The 17,081-nt window shown below is 70.0% G+C and carries 14 protein-coding genes; 6 read left to right on the forward strand and 8 right to left on the reverse strand.

Annotated elements, in window-relative coordinates; translation table 11 throughout:
- The first annotated feature begins 2 nt into the window (after positions 1 to 2).
- From addB to trxA, 3 genes are all read left to right on the forward strand, one after another.
- Entirely contained in the window at positions 3 to 3,077 is a 3,075-nt protein-coding gene (gene addB, locus RSD66_RS15410; protein ID WP_415288544.1) for a double-strand break repair protein AddB, read from the forward strand.
- Positions 3,074 to 6,517 carry a double-strand break repair helicase AddA gene (gene addA, locus RSD66_RS15415; RefSeq protein WP_415288545.1) on the forward strand — a complete coding sequence of 1,148 codons (3,444 nt, stop codon included), beginning with the start codon at positions 3,074 to 3,076 and terminating at the stop codon, positions 6,515 to 6,517. Before addB ends, addA begins: the two co-directional genes overlap by 4 nt.
- 126 nt (positions 6,518 to 6,643) lie before the next feature.
- Positions 6,644 to 6,976, forward strand: a complete 333-nt coding sequence (gene trxA, locus RSD66_RS15420) for a thioredoxin (protein ID WP_003168818.1) — start codon at positions 6,644 to 6,646, stop codon at positions 6,974 to 6,976.
- Positions 6,977 to 7,158: 182 nt separating this feature from the next.
- Here the strand turns inward: trxA and RSD66_RS15425 are convergent, their stop codons facing one another.
- The 8 genes from RSD66_RS15425 to RSD66_RS15460 all read right to left on the reverse strand — a co-directional run bounded on the left by RSD66_RS15425 (position 7,159) and on the right by RSD66_RS15460 (position 14,393).
- Entirely contained in the window at positions 7,159 to 8,445 is a 1,287-nt protein-coding gene (locus RSD66_RS15425) for a bifunctional folylpolyglutamate synthase/dihydrofolate synthase (protein WP_415288546.1), read from the reverse strand.
- A gap of 11 nt (positions 8,446 to 8,456) precedes the next feature.
- Positions 8,457 to 9,356 carry an acetyl-CoA carboxylase carboxyltransferase subunit beta gene (locus RSD66_RS15430; protein ID WP_415288547.1) on the reverse strand — a complete coding sequence of 300 codons (900 nt, stop codon included), beginning with the start codon at positions 9,354 to 9,356 and terminating at the stop codon, positions 8,457 to 8,459.
- Positions 9,357 to 9,366: 10 nt separating this feature from the next.
- Positions 9,367 to 10,224, reverse strand: a complete 858-nt coding sequence (trpA, locus tag RSD66_RS15435; protein WP_415288548.1) for a tryptophan synthase subunit alpha — start codon at positions 10,222 to 10,224, stop codon at positions 9,367 to 9,369.
- Complete coding sequence (locus RSD66_RS15440) at positions 10,221 to 10,709, reverse strand: hypothetical protein (RefSeq protein ID WP_415288549.1); 489 nt, start codon at positions 10,707 to 10,709, stop codon at positions 10,221 to 10,223. Before RSD66_RS15440 ends, trpA begins: the two co-directional genes overlap by 4 nt.
- Positions 10,709 to 11,923 carry a tryptophan synthase subunit beta gene (trpB, locus tag RSD66_RS15445; RefSeq protein ID WP_199683798.1) on the reverse strand — a complete coding sequence of 405 codons (1,215 nt, stop codon included), beginning with the start codon at positions 11,921 to 11,923 and terminating at the stop codon, positions 10,709 to 10,711. The genes RSD66_RS15440 and trpB overlap by 1 nt, the downstream gene beginning before the upstream one ends.
- 43 nt (positions 11,924 to 11,966) lie before the next feature.
- Positions 11,967 to 12,605: a phosphoribosylanthranilate isomerase gene (locus tag RSD66_RS15450; protein ID WP_415289611.1), complete on the reverse strand. Its 639-nt coding sequence runs from the start codon at positions 12,603 to 12,605 to the stop codon at positions 11,967 to 11,969.
- A gap of 148 nt (positions 12,606 to 12,753) precedes the next feature.
- Positions 12,754 to 13,494, reverse strand: a complete 741-nt coding sequence (locus RSD66_RS15455) for a pseudouridine synthase (RefSeq protein ID WP_415288550.1) — start codon at positions 13,492 to 13,494, stop codon at positions 12,754 to 12,756.
- The gene (locus RSD66_RS15460; protein ID WP_415288551.1) at positions 13,494 to 14,393 is read right to left on the reverse strand and encodes a class I SAM-dependent methyltransferase; all 900 of its coding nucleotides are present in this window, start codon (positions 14,391 to 14,393) and stop codon (positions 13,494 to 13,496) included. Before RSD66_RS15460 ends, RSD66_RS15455 begins: the two co-directional genes overlap by 1 nt.
- Before the next feature lie 61 nt (positions 14,394 to 14,454).
- Between RSD66_RS15460 and mutM the strand changes: the two genes are divergently transcribed.
- The 3 genes from mutM to rpsT all read left to right on the forward strand — a co-directional run bounded on the left by mutM (position 14,455) and on the right by rpsT (position 16,604).
- Positions 14,455 to 15,318, forward strand: coding sequence for a bifunctional DNA-formamidopyrimidine glycosylase/DNA-(apurinic or apyrimidinic site) lyase (gene mutM, locus RSD66_RS15465; RefSeq protein WP_415288552.1), 864 nt, complete (start codon positions 14,455 to 14,457; stop codon positions 15,316 to 15,318).
- Between the two features lie 64 nt (positions 15,319 to 15,382).
- On the forward strand, positions 15,383 to 16,168 hold the full coding sequence (locus RSD66_RS15470; protein WP_415288553.1) for an enoyl-CoA hydratase: 786 nt from the start codon (positions 15,383 to 15,385) through the stop codon (positions 16,166 to 16,168).
- A 166-nt stretch (positions 16,169 to 16,334) separates the two neighbouring features.
- On the forward strand, positions 16,335 to 16,604 hold the full coding sequence (rpsT, locus tag RSD66_RS15475; RefSeq protein ID WP_024355020.1) for a 30S ribosomal protein S20: 270 nt from the start codon (positions 16,335 to 16,337) through the stop codon (positions 16,602 to 16,604).
- Positions 16,605 to 17,081: the final 477 nt, after the last annotated feature.

Here is a 17,081-nt window from a genome sequence, read left to right on the forward strand (position 1 = left end):
CCATGACGGGGGGGCGCTTCGATCCGTTCGCCGGTTCAGGGCCGCGCTGGCGCACCGTGCCGGCCTGGCGGCCCTTCCTCGAGGATCTGGCGGCGGGGGTGCTCGACTGGCTGGGCGACGCCTCGCCCGAGACCCTGTCGGACGCCACCATCCTTCTGCCCAACCGACGCGCCGCCCGCGCCTTCGCCTCGGCGCTGGGCAGGCTGGCCGGCGACCGGCCCGTGCTCCTGCCCCAGGTGCGGCCGCTCGGCGATCTGGAGGAGGACGAGCCGCCCTTCGCGCCCGGCGAACTGGGTCTGGACCTGCCGCCCGCCATCGCCCCCCTGACGCGCCGTTTCGAGATGGCGCGGATGATCGCCGAAGAATTCGAGCCGGGGATGAAGCCGCTGCGCGCGCTCGAAATGGCCGACGCCCTGGGCGGCTTCCTCGATTCCTGCCAGTTGGAGGAGGTGTCCGACCTGTCGCGCATCGCCACCCTGGCCGAGGCTGACTTGGCCGCGCACTGGCAGGACAGCGCCCGCTTCCTCGGCCTCGCGGTCGAGGCCTGGCCCAAACGGCTGGCGGCGCTGGGCCTGGTCGATCCGGCCTGGCGCCGCGCGACCCTGCTGCGCCGTCTGGCCGAGGCCTGGGACGCCCGCCCGCCGCAGGCTCCGGTCATCGCCGCCGGTTCGACCGGCACCGTGCCCGCCGCCGCTGACGTCCTGGCCGCCGTGGCCCGCGCGCCTCAGGGCGTGGTGGTCCTGCCGGGCCTCGATCTCGACCTCGCCCCCGACGTCTGGGCCCTGATCGACGACCAGCATCCGCAATCGGCGTTGAAAGCCTTGCTGGCCCGCGCCGGGATCGCGCGCGAGGCGGTTCGGCCCTGGTTTCAGCCCCCCGTCGAAGCCGCCGTCCAGACGCGCGGCCTGGCGCGCCAGCGCCTGATCCACGAAGCCCTGCGCCCGGCCGAGGCCACCGACGACTGGCGTCAGGAAATCCGCGCGCTTCGCGCCCGCTCGGCCGAGGCCGGCCGCGCCGCCGACCCCATCGCCGAGGGCCTGTCGGGCCTGTCGGTCCTGTCCCTGCGCGCCGAGGAGGAGGCCGCCGCCGCCATCGCCCTGATGATGCGCCAGAGCCTCGAAGAGCGCGGCCCCGACGGGCGGCCGATCACCTGCGCCCTGGTGACGCCCGATCTTCAGCTGTCGCGCCGGGTCGAAGCGCGGCTGGCGCGCTGGGGCATTGTCGCCGACTCCTCCACCGGTCAGCCGCTGTCGCGGATGACGGCGGGGGTGCTGGTCGATCTTGGCGCTCGCTTCCTGGCCGAGCCGCTGAAGCCGCAGACCCTGCTGGCCCTGCTGAAGCACCCGCTGGTCCGCCTCGATCTGGGCGAGACGTCGCTCACCGACGCCGCCGAGGCGCTGGAGGAACATGCCCTGCGCGGCCCGCGCCCTCGCCGCTGGTCCCAGTTGCAGGAACGCCTGCTGAAGGCGGCTCAGCCCCGGCGCGGCGGCCTGCCCCTGGCCGACTGGAAGCTGGCCCGGCTGAAGGGCGCGCAGACCCTCGCCGACCGGCTGGAGGCTCTGGCGACCGCCCGCCCCTGTCCGCCCGACGAGGCCGCCCGAACCCTGACCGCCCTGATCGAGGTCCTGGCCGGCCAGAACGCCTGGGCCGGGCCGGACGGCGAGGCGGCGGCCGCCCTGCTGTCGGCCCTGATCGAAGGCGGCGGTCCGCTGGGACAGACCACGCCCGCCGAGTTCGCCGACCTGATCGCCGCCCTGCTGGCCGAGACGACCGTGCGGACCGGCGGCGCCACCCATCCGTCCTTGCGCATCCTCGGCGCCATCGAGGCGCGGCTGGCGCGGGCCGACCGCATGATCCTGGCCGGGCTGGAGGAAGGCGTCTGGCCCAACGCCGCCCCGGTCGATCCCTTCCTGTCGCGGCCGATGCGCGCCGCCCTGCCCCTGCCTGCGCCCGAGCGGCGCCTGGGCCAGACGGCGCAGGATTTCGTTCAGGCCGCCTGCGCCGATGAAGCCATCCTGGTCCACTGCGAACGGCGCGGCGGCCAGCCCGCCGTGCGCTCGCGCTGGCTGTGGCGGCTGGAGATGCTGACGCGCGGCGCCGACGCCCCGGATACTCCGGTCAAGCTCAGCGCGCCCGAGGGCGTCGCCGACTGGACCGAAGCGCTGGACGCTCCGCCGCCCGGCCCGGCCCGGCTGGCGCCGCGCCCGGCGCCCACGCCCCCGGTCGAGCGCCGCCCGCGCAGCCTTTACGTCACTGGGGTCGAGCGCTGGGTCCGCGACCCCTACGCCCTCTACGCCCGCCGCATCCTGAACCTCGAACCGATGGAGCGTCCCGGCGCCTCGGCCGAGGCCCTGGCGCGCGGCAACGCCGTGCACAAGGCCATCGAGCGCCTGACCGAGGACTGGCCCGACCTGCTGCCCGACGATCTCGACGCGGTGATCGAGCGTCTGCTGCTGGAGGAGCTGGGCGCCCACGGCTTCGAGGACGCCGCCATGGCCCGCGAGGCGCCGCTGGCGAGAAACGCCGCCCGCTGGCTGGCGGGGTTCGAAACCGAGCGCCGCGCGCGCGGCGTCGACCTGCTGATCGAGCAGCAGGGAGCCCTGACCTTCGACGCGCCGGGCGGCCCCTTCACGGTCAAGGCCTACGCCGACCGCATCGAGGTCGGCGCCCTGTCTGCCGCCGTCATGGACTTCAAGACCGGCCAGATCCCGACCGCCAAACAGATCAAGGCAGGCTTCGCCCCCCAACTGACCCTGACCGGCGCCATCCTGGCCGCCGGCGGCTTCAAGGAGACCAACGGCCCCGTCTCGCCGGAAGAACTGACCTATGTCCGCGTCGTCGGCCGCAAGAAGGCGGGCGAGGTCGCCGTGCGCGCCTCCGGGCCGGAGGCGCAGGCCCTGTCCGACGCCGCCCTGCAAGGCCTGATGGCCCGCGTCGCCGAGTTCGACCGGCCGGAGACGCCCTACCTCTCGTGGGCCGCGCCTCATCTGATGGGCAGCTACAGCCCCTACAACCTGCTGGCCCGCGTCTGGGAATGGCACGTCATCGGCGGCGGCGAAGAAGGAGAGGCGGAATGAACCTCCACGTCCGCGACGCCCTCAACCCCCAGACCCGCGCCGCCGACCCGGCCCGCTCGGTCTTCGTCACCGCCAACGCCGGATCGGGCAAGACCACCACCCTGGTCAGCCGGGTGGCGCGCCTGCTGCTGGGCGGCGCGGCGCCCTCGGCCATCCTGTGCGTGACCTACACCAAGGCCGCCGCCGCCGAGATGCAGGCCCGCCTGTTCGAGACGCTAGGCAAATGGGCCGTCATGGACGACGGCGAACTGTCGGCCGAACTGGCCAAGCTGGACGACGGCGACCCCGCCGCCCTCAACCCCGCCCGCCTGTCCGAGGCGCGCCGCCTGTTCGCCCGCGCGCTGGAGACGCCCGGCGGGCTGAAGATCCAGACCATCCACGCCTTCTGCGAAAAACTGCTGCGCCGCTTTCCCATCGAGGCGGGGGTGTCGCCGCGTTTCACTGTGCTGGAGAACGAGGCGGCGATCGCCCTGTCCCACGCCGCGCGCGAAGACCTGGCCCGCGCCGCCCTCGCCGACGCCGAGGGGCCGATCGGCGAGGCCTACAGCCATTTCGCAGTCGAGCTGGACTGGGGTCGTTTCCAGGATCTGCTGGCCCTGATCGAGAACAAGCGCGCCGAACTGACCGACTATGTCGCCCGCGTCGCCGACGGCCGCGCGCCCGGTCCCTACGTCCTGACCGGCGCCGATCCGGACATGACGCCCGAAGACATCGAGGCCGACTTCCTGCGCTGGCTGGACCGGCGCGAGGTCCGCCGCATGGCCGGGTTGATGGCGACCGGCTCCAAGACCGACAAGGATCGGGCTGCCGAACTGGTCCACGCTCTTGACCACGACTGGAGCTTCCACGCTCTGGGCATCGTCTTCCTGACCGGCTCGGGCTCGCCCCGCAAATCGATGGCGACCAAGCAGGCGCCGCCCGACGCCACAGGCTGGCTGGCCGATCTTCAGGACAAGTTCCTGGCGGCCCGCGACCAGTTGCGCGCCGCCAAGGTCGCGGGCGACACTGTCAGGCTGCTGACCCTCGCCAACGCCCACGCCGCCCTCTACGAGGCGGCCAAGACAACCCACGGCGCGCTCGACTTCTCCGACCTGGTGGCCCGCACGGTCGAACTGCTGACGGTCCGCTCGACCGCCGCCTGGGTGCTGTACAAGCTGGACGGCGGCGTCGATCACGTGCTGATCGACGAGGCTCAGGACACCGCCCCCGAACAGTGGGCCATCATGCGCGCCCTGACCGGCGAGTTCTTCACCGTCGAGGGGACCGACCGCACCGTCTTCGCCGTCGGCGACGAAAAACAGTCGATCTACTCCTTCCAGGGCGCCCGGCCCGAGCGGCTGAGGCAGGAAGCGCAGGTCTATGACAGCCTGATCACCGGAGCCGGCGGCGCGTTTGAAGGCGTGCCGCTGGAAACCTCCTACCGCTCGACCGAAGCGGTGCTGACCTTCGTGGACGCAGTCTTCGCCACGCCCGAACGCGCTCGCGCACTGGTCGGGGAGACGGGCGAGATTCCCCACCACACCGCCGCCCGCAAAGGCCAGCCCGGCGCGGTCGAGCTGTGGCCCCTGTTCGTGGACGAGGCCCCGCCGGAGCGCGACGCCTGGACCGATCCCGTCGATCAGGAAGGAACCGCCAGCGCCCGCAAACGCATGGCCCAAACGCTGGCCCTCGAAATCAAGCGTCAGGTCGAAACCGGCGCCGTCGTCTTCGCCAAAGACGGGACGCCGCGTCCCTGTGGGTACGGAGACTTCCTGATTCTGGTCCGCCGCCGCGACGCGACGTTCGAGGAGATCATCCGCGCCCTGAAGGCGGCGGGCGCGCCGGTGGCGGGCGCCGACCGGCTGAAACTGTCTCAGCACATCGTCTTCGACGACCTGAAGGCCCTGGCCCGCTTCGCCCTCTTCCCCGGCGACGATTTGACGGTCGCCGAGGTGCTGCGCGGTCCCTTCTGTGACGTGGACGAGGACAGCCTGTTCGAGCTCGCGGGCCGCGAGAAGCGCGACGGCCTGTGGCGCGAACTGAAGCGCCGAGCGGACGAACGGCCTGAATGGGGCCGAGCGCTGGACCTGCTGCGCATGGCGCGCGGCGCCCGCGACCTCGATCCGTTCGGCTTCTTCTCCCGCCTGCTGAACCGGGTCGATGCGACCGGCCGGTCAGGTCGCGCCCGCATCCTGACCCGTCTGGGACGCGAGGCCGAGGAAGCCATAGACGAGACCCTCAATCAGGTGCTGGCCGCCGAGGGACGCGGCGGGACCGATCTGGAGACCTGTCTCGCTCTGCTCGAAGCCGCCGACGTCGAGGTGAAGCGCGAACTGGAAGGCCCGCGCGGCGAGGTCCGCGTCATGACCGTTCACGGCGCCAAGGGGCTGGAGGCGCCGGTCGTCATCCTGCCCGACACGACGATGAAGGCGAAGGCGCAGGGGCCGTCCCTGATGCCCGTCCCGCTGGAGGGCGGCGCCGAGGCCTGGCTGATGTGTCCCGGTTCGTCGAAGGAGGACTGCCCCGTCTCGGCCGACGCTCGCGCGGCGCGTGAGGCGCGGGTCGGCGATGAATCTCTGCGCCTGCTCTACGTCGCCCTGACCCGCGCGCGGGACCGGGTGGTCGTCATGGGACGCGGCTCCAAACGCGCGCCCGAGGCCGGTGACTGGTGGTCGGTGATCGAAGAGACCTTCAACCGGCTGGGCGATCAGGTGCGGGAACTGGACGGCGGCGTTCGCCGCTACGGCGCCGACCCCGACAGCCTGCCCGCCGCCGTCGCTGCTGCCCAAATGCGCGCGGAGGCCCCCGCCTGGGCGGGGACCAACCCGCCGCGCGACGCCGCCGCCCGCTTCGCCTCGCCCTCGTCGATGCAGGAGCAGAAGCGCATCCCCGCCCCGTCGCCCCTGGCGCGCGGCGAAGGCCCAAGTTCGGGAGTGGGCGCCGGGCTGGGCCGCTTCCGGCGCGGCGACCTGATCCACCGCCTGCTGGAGCGGCTGCCTGAGCTGCCCTCGCACGACCGCCCAGACGCCGCGCACCGGATGCTGGCGCGCGAGCGCGACCTGAGCGAGGACCAGCGCGCCGAAATGATCGCCGCCGCCTTCGGCGTTCTGGACGACGCCCGCTTCGCCCCCGTCTTCGGCCCCGGCAGCCGCGCCGAGGTCGCCCTGACCGGGACCGCCCCCGACCTGCCCAGCGGGGTCTCGATCTCAGGCCGCATCGACCGACTGGTGGTCGCGCCCGAGCGGGTGCTGGTGATCGACTTCAAGTCCAACCGCCCCGCGCCTGACCACGTCGAGGACGCCGATCCGGCCTATATTCTGCAGATGGCCATCTACGCCGCCGTCCTGCGCCGCCTCTATCCCGAGCGCGCGGTCGAGGCGGCCCTGGTCTGGACCGACGGACCGAAGCTGATGGCGGTCCCGCAACGCCTGATGGACGCCGCTCTCGAAAATGCGCGTTGATTTGTCGGGGATTCGCACCCACATCTGTGGCCGAACGCTGACGCTACCGTCAGCGCGCGATTATCAAATGCGCTCAAGCAGCGAGCCGCCGCGCGGCGAGCGATAGCGCTCTTAAGGAGATCATTCATGGCGACTGTGAAAGTCACCGACGACAGCTTCGACGCCGACGTCCTGAAGTCCTCGACCCCCGTGCTGGTGGACTTCTGGGCCGAGTGGTGCGGCCCCTGCAAGCAGATCGGCCCGGCGCTGGAGCAGATCGCCGACGAACTGGCGGGCAAGGTCACGGTGGCCAAGGTCAACATCGACGACAGCCCCATGGTCCCGTCCAAGATGGGCGTGAAAGGCATCCCGACCCTGATGCTGTTCAAGGACGGCCAGATGACCTCGATGAAGGTCGGCGCCATGCCCAAGGGCAAGATCGTCGAATGGCTGGCCGAAGCCGGCGTGAAGGCGGACTGACACGACATTCTCCCTCCCCTTCATGGGGAGGGTGGTTGAGGCCGTCAGGCCGAAACCGGGTGGGGGCGGCGCCGCGAACGGGGCGCCGCCTTTTTCTTTGCCTGCTTCGCCCAAGCCCTCCCCACCCGGTCGCTGCGCGACCACCCTCCCCATGAAGGGGAGGGAGAGGCGGCGCGCTTGGTTCAGACCGGCCAGGTCTCGCGGCTGGCGCCCAGCACCTCGCCCGCCAGATAGAGCGAGCCGCAAATGACCACCCTTCCGGCGCCCAGGGCCAGGGCGCGGTCCAGCGCGGCGTCCACCGATTCAACCGCCATGGCGCCGAAACCCCGTCCCTGCGCGACGGCGGCCAGGGCCTCCGGCTCGGCGGCCGTACCCTCGAAGCCGACGGTGAAAACCTGGGCGTCGATCCCCTTCAGGGCCTCGAAGAAGCCGCCGGCGTCCTTGTTGGCCAGGATGCCGACGATCAGGGCCGTGGGGCGCGGCGCCCGCGCCTGGCGGTCGGACAGGGCGCGGGCCAGGGCGCGGGCGGCGTGCGGGTTGTGGCCGCCGTCCAGCCACAGTTCGGCGTCGGCCTTCTGGGCCTTGTCGGCATAGGGGCCGGCCGTCAGCCGCTGCATCCGCGCAGGCCAACGCACGGCCTTCAGCCCCTCGGCGATGGCGGCTTCGGGCAGGTCCAGTTCCAGCGCGGCGGCGATGGCGACGCCGGCATTGTCGAACTGGTGCGCGCCGGACAGGGCGGGCGCGGGCAGGTCGAGGAACCGCTCCTGATCCTGATAGACGAGGCCCCCGCGTTCGGCCCAGGCGTCGAAGTCGACGCCCATGACGGTCAGGGGCGAGCCGACCTCGGCCGCGCGGCGCTCGATAACGGCCATGGCCGCCTCGGACTGACGCGCCACGACGCCGCGTGCGCCCGCTTTCAATATGCCCGCCTTCTCGCCCGCCACGCCCTCAATGGTCGTGCCCAGAAACTCGGCGTGGTCCAGATCGACAGGCGTTATGACGCTGAGCAGGGGCCGGGCGATGACGTTGGTGGCGTCCAGCACGCCGCCGAGGCCCACCTCGATGATCGCCAGATCGGCAGGGGTCTCGCTCATGGCCAGAAGGCCCGCCGCCGTGGTGCTTTCGAACACCGTGGCTTCGCCGCCCGTATCAGCCATGGCCGCCTCGACCCGGTCGAGGATGGCGTTCAGGGCGTCGTCGGTAATCAGCGTCCCGGCCAGGCGGATGCGCTCGTTGAACCGCACCAGATGCGGCGAGGTGTAGGCATGGACGCGCAGGCCCGCCGCCTCGGCGATGGCGCGGATCAGGGCGACCGTCGAGCCCTTGCCGTTCGTGCCCGCGACATGGACCACCGGCGGCAGCCTGTCCTGCGGATTCCCGAGCGCCTCGCACAGGGCCCGCATCCGATCCAGCGACAGGTCGATGCGCTGGGGATGCCGGGCGCGCAGGCGTTCCGAGATCGGGTCCATGGGGACTGGCTTTACGCCGCCTTCTGTTTCTGGGCGGTTCCGCTCATCAGCATGGACAGGATCAGGCCCAGCGTCGTCGGCAGGTCGGCGCGCGACACCACCTTGTCCACCATGCCCTTGTCCTTGAGGTATTCGGCGCGCTGGAAGCCCGGCGGCAGTTTCTCGCGGATGGTGGTCTCGATCACGCGCGGACCGGCGAAGCCGATCAGGGCGCCCGGCTCGGCCAGGTGAACGTCGCCCAGCATGGCGTAGGAGGCCGTGACCCCGCCCGTGGTCGGGTCGGTCAGAACCACGACGTAAGGCAGCTTGGCCGCCTTCACTTCCTGAACGGCCAGGGTGGTGCGGGCCATCTGCATCAAGCTGAGGGCGCCTTCCTGCATCCGCGCCCCGCCTGCGGCCGTGTAGCAGACGAAGGGAACATTGCGCTTCACCGCCTCGCGCGCGGCGGCGATGAAGGCCTCGCCCGCCGCCATGCCCAGCGACCCGCCCATGAAGGTGAAGTCCTGAACGATGACCACGGCGGGGACGCCGCCGATGCGGCCATAGCCGATGGCCATGGTGTCCTTGCGGCCCGCCGCCTTGCGCGCCGCCGACAGGCGGTCGCGATAGGGTTTACCGTCCGAGAACTTCAGCGGATCCTCGGGCACGTCGGGCGTGTCGATCGCCTCATACAGGCCGTCGTCGAAGGTGGCCTTCAGGCGCGTCGGGGCGTTGATCCGCATGTGACGGCCCGACGGCGTGACCCACAGGGCCGCCTCCAGGTCCGAGCGGAACAGCATCTCGCCCGTGTCCGGGTCCTTGACCCACAGATTGTCCGGCGTGTCGCGCGGGCTGACGATCTTGCGCACGCCCGGCGCGAAACGCGACAGCCAACCGCCGCGCGGCTTGTTCTCGGGATTCTTATCGACCATGGGCGGGCCTTTAGACGGTTTCCGCGAGGAAAGCACTATTTTGGGATGCACTCGTCCGCGCGGTTCTCACCGCATCGGACAGCGCCTTCACCTTGGCCAGAACGCGCGGGACAGCCGGTTCGTTCGCCTCAAGGGCGGCGGCGACTTCGTTCACGAAAACCGAACCGGCGACGACGGCGTCGGCGACGCGGGCGATCTCGGCGGCGCGTTCGGGCGTGCGGACGCCGAAGCCGACCGCAACCGGCAGGCCGGAGGCGCGGCGCACGCGCTCGACGGCGGGCGCCACCTCTGCGGCCACGGCCTCCTTCACCCCGGTCACCCCGGCGACCGAGACGTAGTAGACGAAGCCGGACGTGCCCTCGGCGATGACCTTCAGCCGCTCGTCATCGGAGGTCGGCGTGGCCAGCCGGATCAGCGAAACCTCGGCCGCGTCCAGGGCGGCGGACAGCGGCCCGGCCTCTTCCGGCGGGCAGTCGACGACGATGATGCCGTCCACCCCGGCCTCGGCCGCATCGCGGGCGAAGACCTCATAGCCGTAGGATTCCACCGGGTTCAGATATCCCATCAGGATCAGCGGCGTGTCCTGATCGCCCTTGCGAAAGTCGGCCACCAGATCGAGCGTGCCGCGCAGGGTCATCCCCGCCTTCAGCCCGCGCAGGGCGGCGCGCTGGATCGGCGGCCCCTCGGCCATGGGGTCGGAAAAGGCCAGACCCAGTTCGATCAGGTCGGCGCCGGCGGCGGGCAGGCCCTTGAGGATCTCCAGCGCCTCGTCCCGGCTGGGATCGCCGGTCATGACATAGGGGACGAAGCCGGCCCGGTTCTCGGCCTTCAGCTTGGCGAAACGGGCGTCGATGCGTGCGGTCGTCATTGCGGCAGGGTTCCGGCGACCGGCGAGGCCGGGCCCGAGGTGCAGACGTCGCCGGGAATGACCGCGAAGCCCAGATAGCCGGGCGCCGTCGCCTCGGCCGGTTTGCTCTCGTCATAGAAGGCGACCATCTGCAGGCCGTCGCAGCCGCCGCCCTCGCGGCGTCGCACGAAGATGACGCGGTTGTCGTCGCCATCCGCCGCCAGCCAGTTCAGCGAGGCCAGATGTTCCGAATAGGCGTCGGCCAGGGCGCCGATCTGGTCCAGTTGCGCCGTCACGCAGAAGGCTGGGCTGCGCAGCAGGCCGCCGCAGTCAGCCGCCTCGGTCGCCGGAGGCAGGACCGGCATTCCTGTCGCCGCCGGGCCGGGCGGGACGGTCGGCGCCGTCTGCACCGGCGCCTGGGGGGCGGGCGCCGCGGTGTTCTGCGCCAGGGTCAGGGTCGGAGAAAAGGCCGCCATGGCGGCGGCGATCAGCAGGGTCTTCATCATCACAGCTCCACGCCCAGATGCTGGGCCACGGTGTTGATATCCTTGTCGCCCCGGCCGGACAGGACGATGACCAGATCGCCCTCCTTGCCGAGTTCCCGGGCCACCTCGCCGGCGCGCGCCAGGGCGTGCGACGACTCCAGCGCCGGGATGATGCCTTCCAGTTCGCACAGGGTCTGGAACGCTTCCAGCGCCTCATCGTCGGTCGTCGACAGATATTCGCCCCGGCCCAGGTCGTGCAGCCAGGCGTGTTCCGGCCCCACGCCCGGATAGTCGAGCCCGGCCGAGATGGAGTGGCCTTCCAGAATCTGACCGTCGGCGTCCTGCAACAGATAGGTGCGGTTGCCGTGCAGCACGCCCGAGCGCCCGCCCTTCAGGCTGGCGGCGTGGGCGGGGGTGTCCAGGCCGTGGCCCGCCGCCTCGACCCCGATCAGACGAACAGCCTCGTCCTCAATGAAGGGATGCATGGCGCCGATGGCGTTCGATCCGCCGCCGATGCAGGCCATGACGGCGTCGGGCAGGCGACCGATCTGACGCTGGGCCTGCGCCTTGATCTCCTTGCCGATCACCGACTGGAAGTCGCGCACCATCGCCGGATAGGGCGCCGGGCCCGCCGCCGTGCCGATGATGTAATAGGTGTCGGCGACATTGGTGACCCAGTCGCGCATCGCCTCGTTCATGGCGTCCTTCAGCGTCGCCGCCCCCGCCGTCACCGCCGAGACCTCGGCGCCCAGCAGCTTCATGCGGAAGACGTTCGGCTGCTGCCGGGCCACGTCGACAGCGCCCATGTAGACAGTGCAGGGCAGGCCGAAACGGGCGCAGACGGTGGCCGAGGCGACCCCGTGCTGACCGGCGCCGGTCTCGGCGATGATGCGCGTCTTGCCCATGCGGCGGGCCAGCAAGATCTGGCCCATGCAGTTATTGATCTTGTGCGCGCCGGTGTGGTTCAGGTCCTCGCGCTTCAGCCAGATCTTGGCGCCGCCGAAATGCTCGGTCAGCCGTTCGGCGAAATAGAGCGGGCTGGCGCGGCCGACGTAATGCTCCAGATAGCCGTCCAGTTCGGCCTGAAAGCTCGGATCCGCCTTGGCCGCCTTATAGGCCGCGTCCAGTTCGTGGATCAGCGGCATCAGCGTCTCGGGCACGAAGCGGCCGCCATAGGGGCCGAAGCGCCCTTCGGCGTCGGGCCAGGCGTAGGAGTTCGACAGTGGGGCGTTCACGATATCGGGCACACGAAAGTCTTCAGGGAGGAAGGCGACGAAATCAGGACCGCGATGCGGCGTCCAGAAAAGCTTTGATCAGGGCTGGGTCCTTAACACCCGGCGCGCTTTCAACGCCAGAGGAGACATCAACCATAGGCGCCCCTGAAATCCGCACCGCTTCGGTGAGATTTTCCGCAGACAGCCCGCCCGCGAGGAACCAGTTTGCGGGAAGCGCCCGGTTCTGCATCAGCCGCCAGTCGAACGAAGCCCCCACCCCGCCGGGCAGATCGGCTCCCTGCGGCGGCTTGGCGTCGAACAGCAGATGATCGGCGACGCCGGTCCAGTCGGCGAGGCCGGCGAAGTCCGCCTCGTCCCGGATCGGCAGGGCCTTGATGACCCCCGCCCCCGTCAGCCGCCGCGCCTCGGCCGCGCGCTGCGGCGCCTCATGGCCGTGCAACTGGATGAAGTCGGGCCGCAGGATCAGGGCGACTTCGCTCAACAGGGCGTCGTCGGGATCGACCAGAACGGCGACCACCTTCGCCTTCCCGCGCGCCCGGTCGAACAGGGTGGCGGCGTGCAGCGGCGTGATGTGACGCGGGCTCTTCGGAAACACCACCGCCCCGACAAAGGCCGCCCCGCCACCCAGCGCCGCATCCAGCGTATCCGGCGTCGTCAGGCCGCAGATCTTGGTCAGGGTCATGACAGGGAGGTGCGCGACTGTGGGGAAGAGGTCAAGCACGCCCTTTTCTCCCCGCTCACCCCGGCGGACGCCGGGGCCCAGTGCTTTGGCGGCAAACGCGGCGTATGGGGCTCTCACTGGGTCCCGGCGTCCGCCGGGATGAGCGGAGTTAGGAGGCGAAGATCGACGCGATCTCGTCCTCGCTCAACAGCCGCCACTGCCCCGGCGCCAGATCATCGCCGAGCGACAGCCCTCCCAGCCTCTCGCGGTGCAACGCCTCGACGTGATTGCCCGCCGCCGCGAACATCCGGCGCACTTGGTGATAGCGGCCCTCCGTCACCGTCAGCAGGGCCTCGGTCGGCGACACCACCTCCAGCACGGCGGGCGCCAGCGGCTTGTCCTCGCCCTCCAGCACCAGCTCTCCCGAGGCGAACAGCGCGCCCTCCGTCCCGTTAAGCGGCCGCGCCAGCGTCGCGCGATACACCTTGGCCACCTGGCGCTTGGGGCTGATCACCCGGTGCAGCAGGTCGCCGTCATCCGTCAGCAGCAACAGGCCCGAGGTCTGCTTGTCCAGCCGCCCGATGGTCGAGATCGCCGGATCGCGCCGCCGCCAGCGGTCGGGCAGAACATCATAGACCAGCGCCCCGTCTTCCTTGTGCGAGCAGGTCATGCCCAGCGGCTTGTTCAACAGGATGACGAGGCCCGGCACAGGATCCAACGGCTCGCCGTCGATCTCCATGCGGTTCGGCAGATCGGGCGTCACCGGAATGCGCCTGGACACGTCGGTCAGATCGGCGCCGTCCAGCACGATGCCGCCCGCCTTGCCCAGCCGGGCCATCTCGGCCCGCGAGCCGTAGCCCATCGAGCCCAACAGCTTGTCCACGCGGGATGTAGGAACTTTGCCCGCCACTATTTCACCGCCTCGAAAATCTTGTAGCCGCCCTGATCCAGGACCATCCGTACCCCCTTGAAGGCCACGTCCAGTTCGGCCTCATAGGGCAGATGGCGGTTGGCGACGATCCAGGCGGTCCCGCCCTTCCGCAGCATCTCGGCCGCCTTGCGGATGAAGGCCTGACCCAGCCGCCGGTCCTCGGCGCCGCCGTCGTGGAAGGGCGGATTGCTGACGATGAAGTCCAGATCGCCCGCCGCTTCCAGCGTCCGCACATCGGCCCAGTCGAAGCGCGCTCGCGCGTCCTCGACATTGCGCTTCGCCGCCTCGACCGCCCGCCGGTCGATGTCGATCAGCCGCAGGGCCGTCACGGCGGGCGCGCGCAGCACCACCGTCGACAGCGCCCCGAAGCCGCAGCCCAGATCGGCGCCCGCCCCCTTCAGCGGCGGCAACACCTGCGCCAGCAGGGCCGTGCCCGGATCGATCCGGTCCCAGGCGAAGACGCCCGGCTGGGACCAGGCCTCCAGCCCCGGAACCACGCGCGGCGCGCCCGCCTTGATGGCGGCGTCCAGTCCCTCGACCGTCTCGGGCCGGATGACGATGCAGCGGCGATGATGGGCCTTGGCCGTCTCAGCGACCTCAAGTCCGAAGCCCTTCAGCTCCTTGCCCAGCCGCGAACCGCCCTTGTCCTTGGGCGCCATGACATCCAGTCGCCCGCCGGGCTTCAGGGCCTTCAGCGCCAGGGCCAGCGTATAGCGCCGCTCCACCGCGCCGGGCGGGGCGTAGAGCATCACCCCGTCGGCCGATCCGGGCGCGATCGCCTCCAACGCCGTAGAACCGGGGATCAGGGGCGAGGTCTGGGTCGCCGTCGCGGGTGGATTGAACACGGCGGGCGGGCGGCCGTAGAGAAGCATGGTCATCCCCCGCCTATAATCCCTTCCCCCCTCGCCCGAGAAGCCGCCCGCGCCTAAGCTGTCGTCCATGCCCGAATTGCCCGAAGTCGAAACCGTCCGTCGCGGCCTTCAGCCCGTGCTGGAAGGCGCTCGCCTGAGCGCGCCGCGCCAGAACCGGCCGGACCTGCGCTTTCCCTTTCCCGAACGCTTCGTCGAGCGGCTGGACGGGGCGACGGTGCTGCGGCTGGACCGGCGGGCGAAATATCTGCTGTTTCCCCTGTCGACCGGCGAGACCTGGATCACGCACTTAGGAATGACCGGCCGCTTTACTCTGGAAGGCGTCGCCCCCGGCCTGTTCGAGACGGACGCCCCCGTCGTCGGCAAGCATGAGCATATGAGCCTGACCGCCGACCGGGACGGGGTGCTGACGCGGCTGGGTTATGCCGATGCGCGACGCTTCGGCTTCATGGGCCTGATCCCGACCGAGGCGGTCGAAGGCCACGCCTGGTTCGCCAAACTGGGGCCAGAGCCGCTGGGCAACGCCTTTTCGGGCGCCCATCTGGCCGAGGCCTTCGCGGGCAAGGCGCAGAACATCAAGGTCAGCCTGCTGGACCAGAGCATCGTTGCGGGTCTGGGCAACATCTATGTGTGCGAGGCGCTTTACCGGGCGCGCATCTCGCCCCTGACGGCGGCGGGCAAGGTCAGCCGCCCCCGGCTGGAGCGATTGGCGGTCGAGGTCCGCAACGTCCTGGCCGACGCCATCGCGGCGGGCGGCTCGACGCTGAAGGACTTCGCCAATGTCGAGGGCGGACAGGGCTATTTCCAGCACCGTTTCGACGTCTATGGCCGCGAGCATGAGCCGTGCCGCACCGAGGGCTGTCGCGGCGTGGTGAAGCGCATCGTGCAGGGCGGCCGCTCGACCTTCTTCTGTCCGGTTTGCCAGAAGGGTTGAGGGGTGTTCCTGTGAGCCGCCCGAGGCGCTAGACCTGCCCCGAACGAGTTGAGAGGAGCGCCTGATGGCCGACGCCTATTCCACCCTGCTGATCGAACGCTGCGCGGACGGCTATGCGGTCGTCACCCTGAACCGGCCCGAGGCGCTGAACGCGCTGAACACCACCCTGACCGGCGAACTGGGCGACTTCCTCGAGAGCGTGGCTGACGACGACAGCGTCCGCTGCATCGTCCTGACCGGCTCGGCCAAGGCCTTCGCGGCCGGCGCCGACATCAAGGAGATGGCGGATCAGGCCTATGCCGACATGTACCGCGGCAACTTCTTCGCCCGCGCGCACGACCGGGTGGCGAACTTCAGGAAGCCGATCATCGCGGCGGTGTCGGGCTATGCCCTGGGCGGCGGCTGCGAGCTGGCCATGCTGTGCGACTTCATCATCGCCTCGGAGACAGCCAAGTTCGGCCAGCCCGAGATCAACCTGGGCGTGGCGCCCGGCATCGGCGGCTCGCAACGCCTGACGCGCGCCGTGGGCAAGGCCAAGGCGATGGACATGTGCCTGACCGGCCGGATGATGGACGCCGCCGAGGCCGAACGCTCGGGTCTGGTGTCCCGCGTCGTCGCCGCTGACGCCCTGCTGGACGAGGCGCGCGCCGCCGCCGCCAAGATCGCCGGACAGTCGATCCTGGCCGTCATGGCCAATAAGGAACTGGTCAACGCCGCCTTTGAGACCACCCTGGCGCAGGGAGTGGTGTTCGAGCGTCGCCTGTTCCACTCCCTGTTCGCCTTTGACGACCAGAAGGAGGGCATGGCCGCCTTCGTCGAGAAGCGGAAGCCCGCCTTCACCGGCCGCTGAATCCATGTCGGGGCCGGATGAAACGAGGCGCAAACCCCGGCCCCGACTCAATTCCCGCCGGATCGCGTTGACCGTTCGGGGGCTTTCCGCTATAGCCGCCCGCTCTTGAGATTTTCTCGCCGTGGACGTGTGGTTTACGGCGTTTTCGTTCGAAGGTTTTTACCCGATGGCCAACAATGCAGGCGCCCGCAAGGCGATCCGCAAGATCGAAGCGCGGACCGAAGTGAACAAGGCCCGCCGCACCCGCGTTCGCACCTACCTGCGCAAGTTCCAGGAAGCCGTCACGGGCGGCGACGTGGAAACCGCCAAGGCTGCGTTCATCACCGCCCAGTCGGAACTGATGCGCGCCGTGTCCAAGGGCGTGGTTCACAAGAACACCGGCTCGCGCAAGGTGAGCCGTCTGGCCGCCCAGCTGAAGAAGCTGTCGGCCGCCTGATTTCGCACGGGCGCTCGGACGGGTCTTCACGGCTTCGTCAAACGACGCAATGCGACGGCTACGGAAGGCCCTTAACAGGCATTTCGTAAAAGAATGTAAGAATTTCAACGGCGAGGAAGCGCAAGCTCCCTCGCCGTCTTGCTGTCCGCCTCTAAGTCATGCTTACCGATTCCAGTTATTGATTGAGGCGAAATCGCCATTTTCCTAAGCCCTGCCGGGGTTTGCTGGAGTCAATCAATTTAAGTGCGAATCTCGACTCGAATCAGCGTTGATCTCCGCCGTTCCGGGGGTAAGTTGAGGGGGTAACGCACTTCCGTCCTTTCTGGATGAAGACGAGGGAAATCAATGATTTCCCCCGGCGCGAGATGTCTGTCTGTGAGTACGACCCCGCTTGCGAAGCCCGGCTTCGCGAGACGAGAGAAGTCGTCCCCGGACCTCGTCTCGAAGGGCGTTCGTCGGTGATAACTCTTGTGGCGG

Source organism: Brevundimonas sp. S1H14, from assembly GCF_047716865.1.
In the GTDB taxonomy this organism is placed as follows: domain Bacteria; phylum Pseudomonadota; class Alphaproteobacteria; order Caulobacterales; family Caulobacteraceae; genus Brevundimonas; species Brevundimonas naejangsanensis.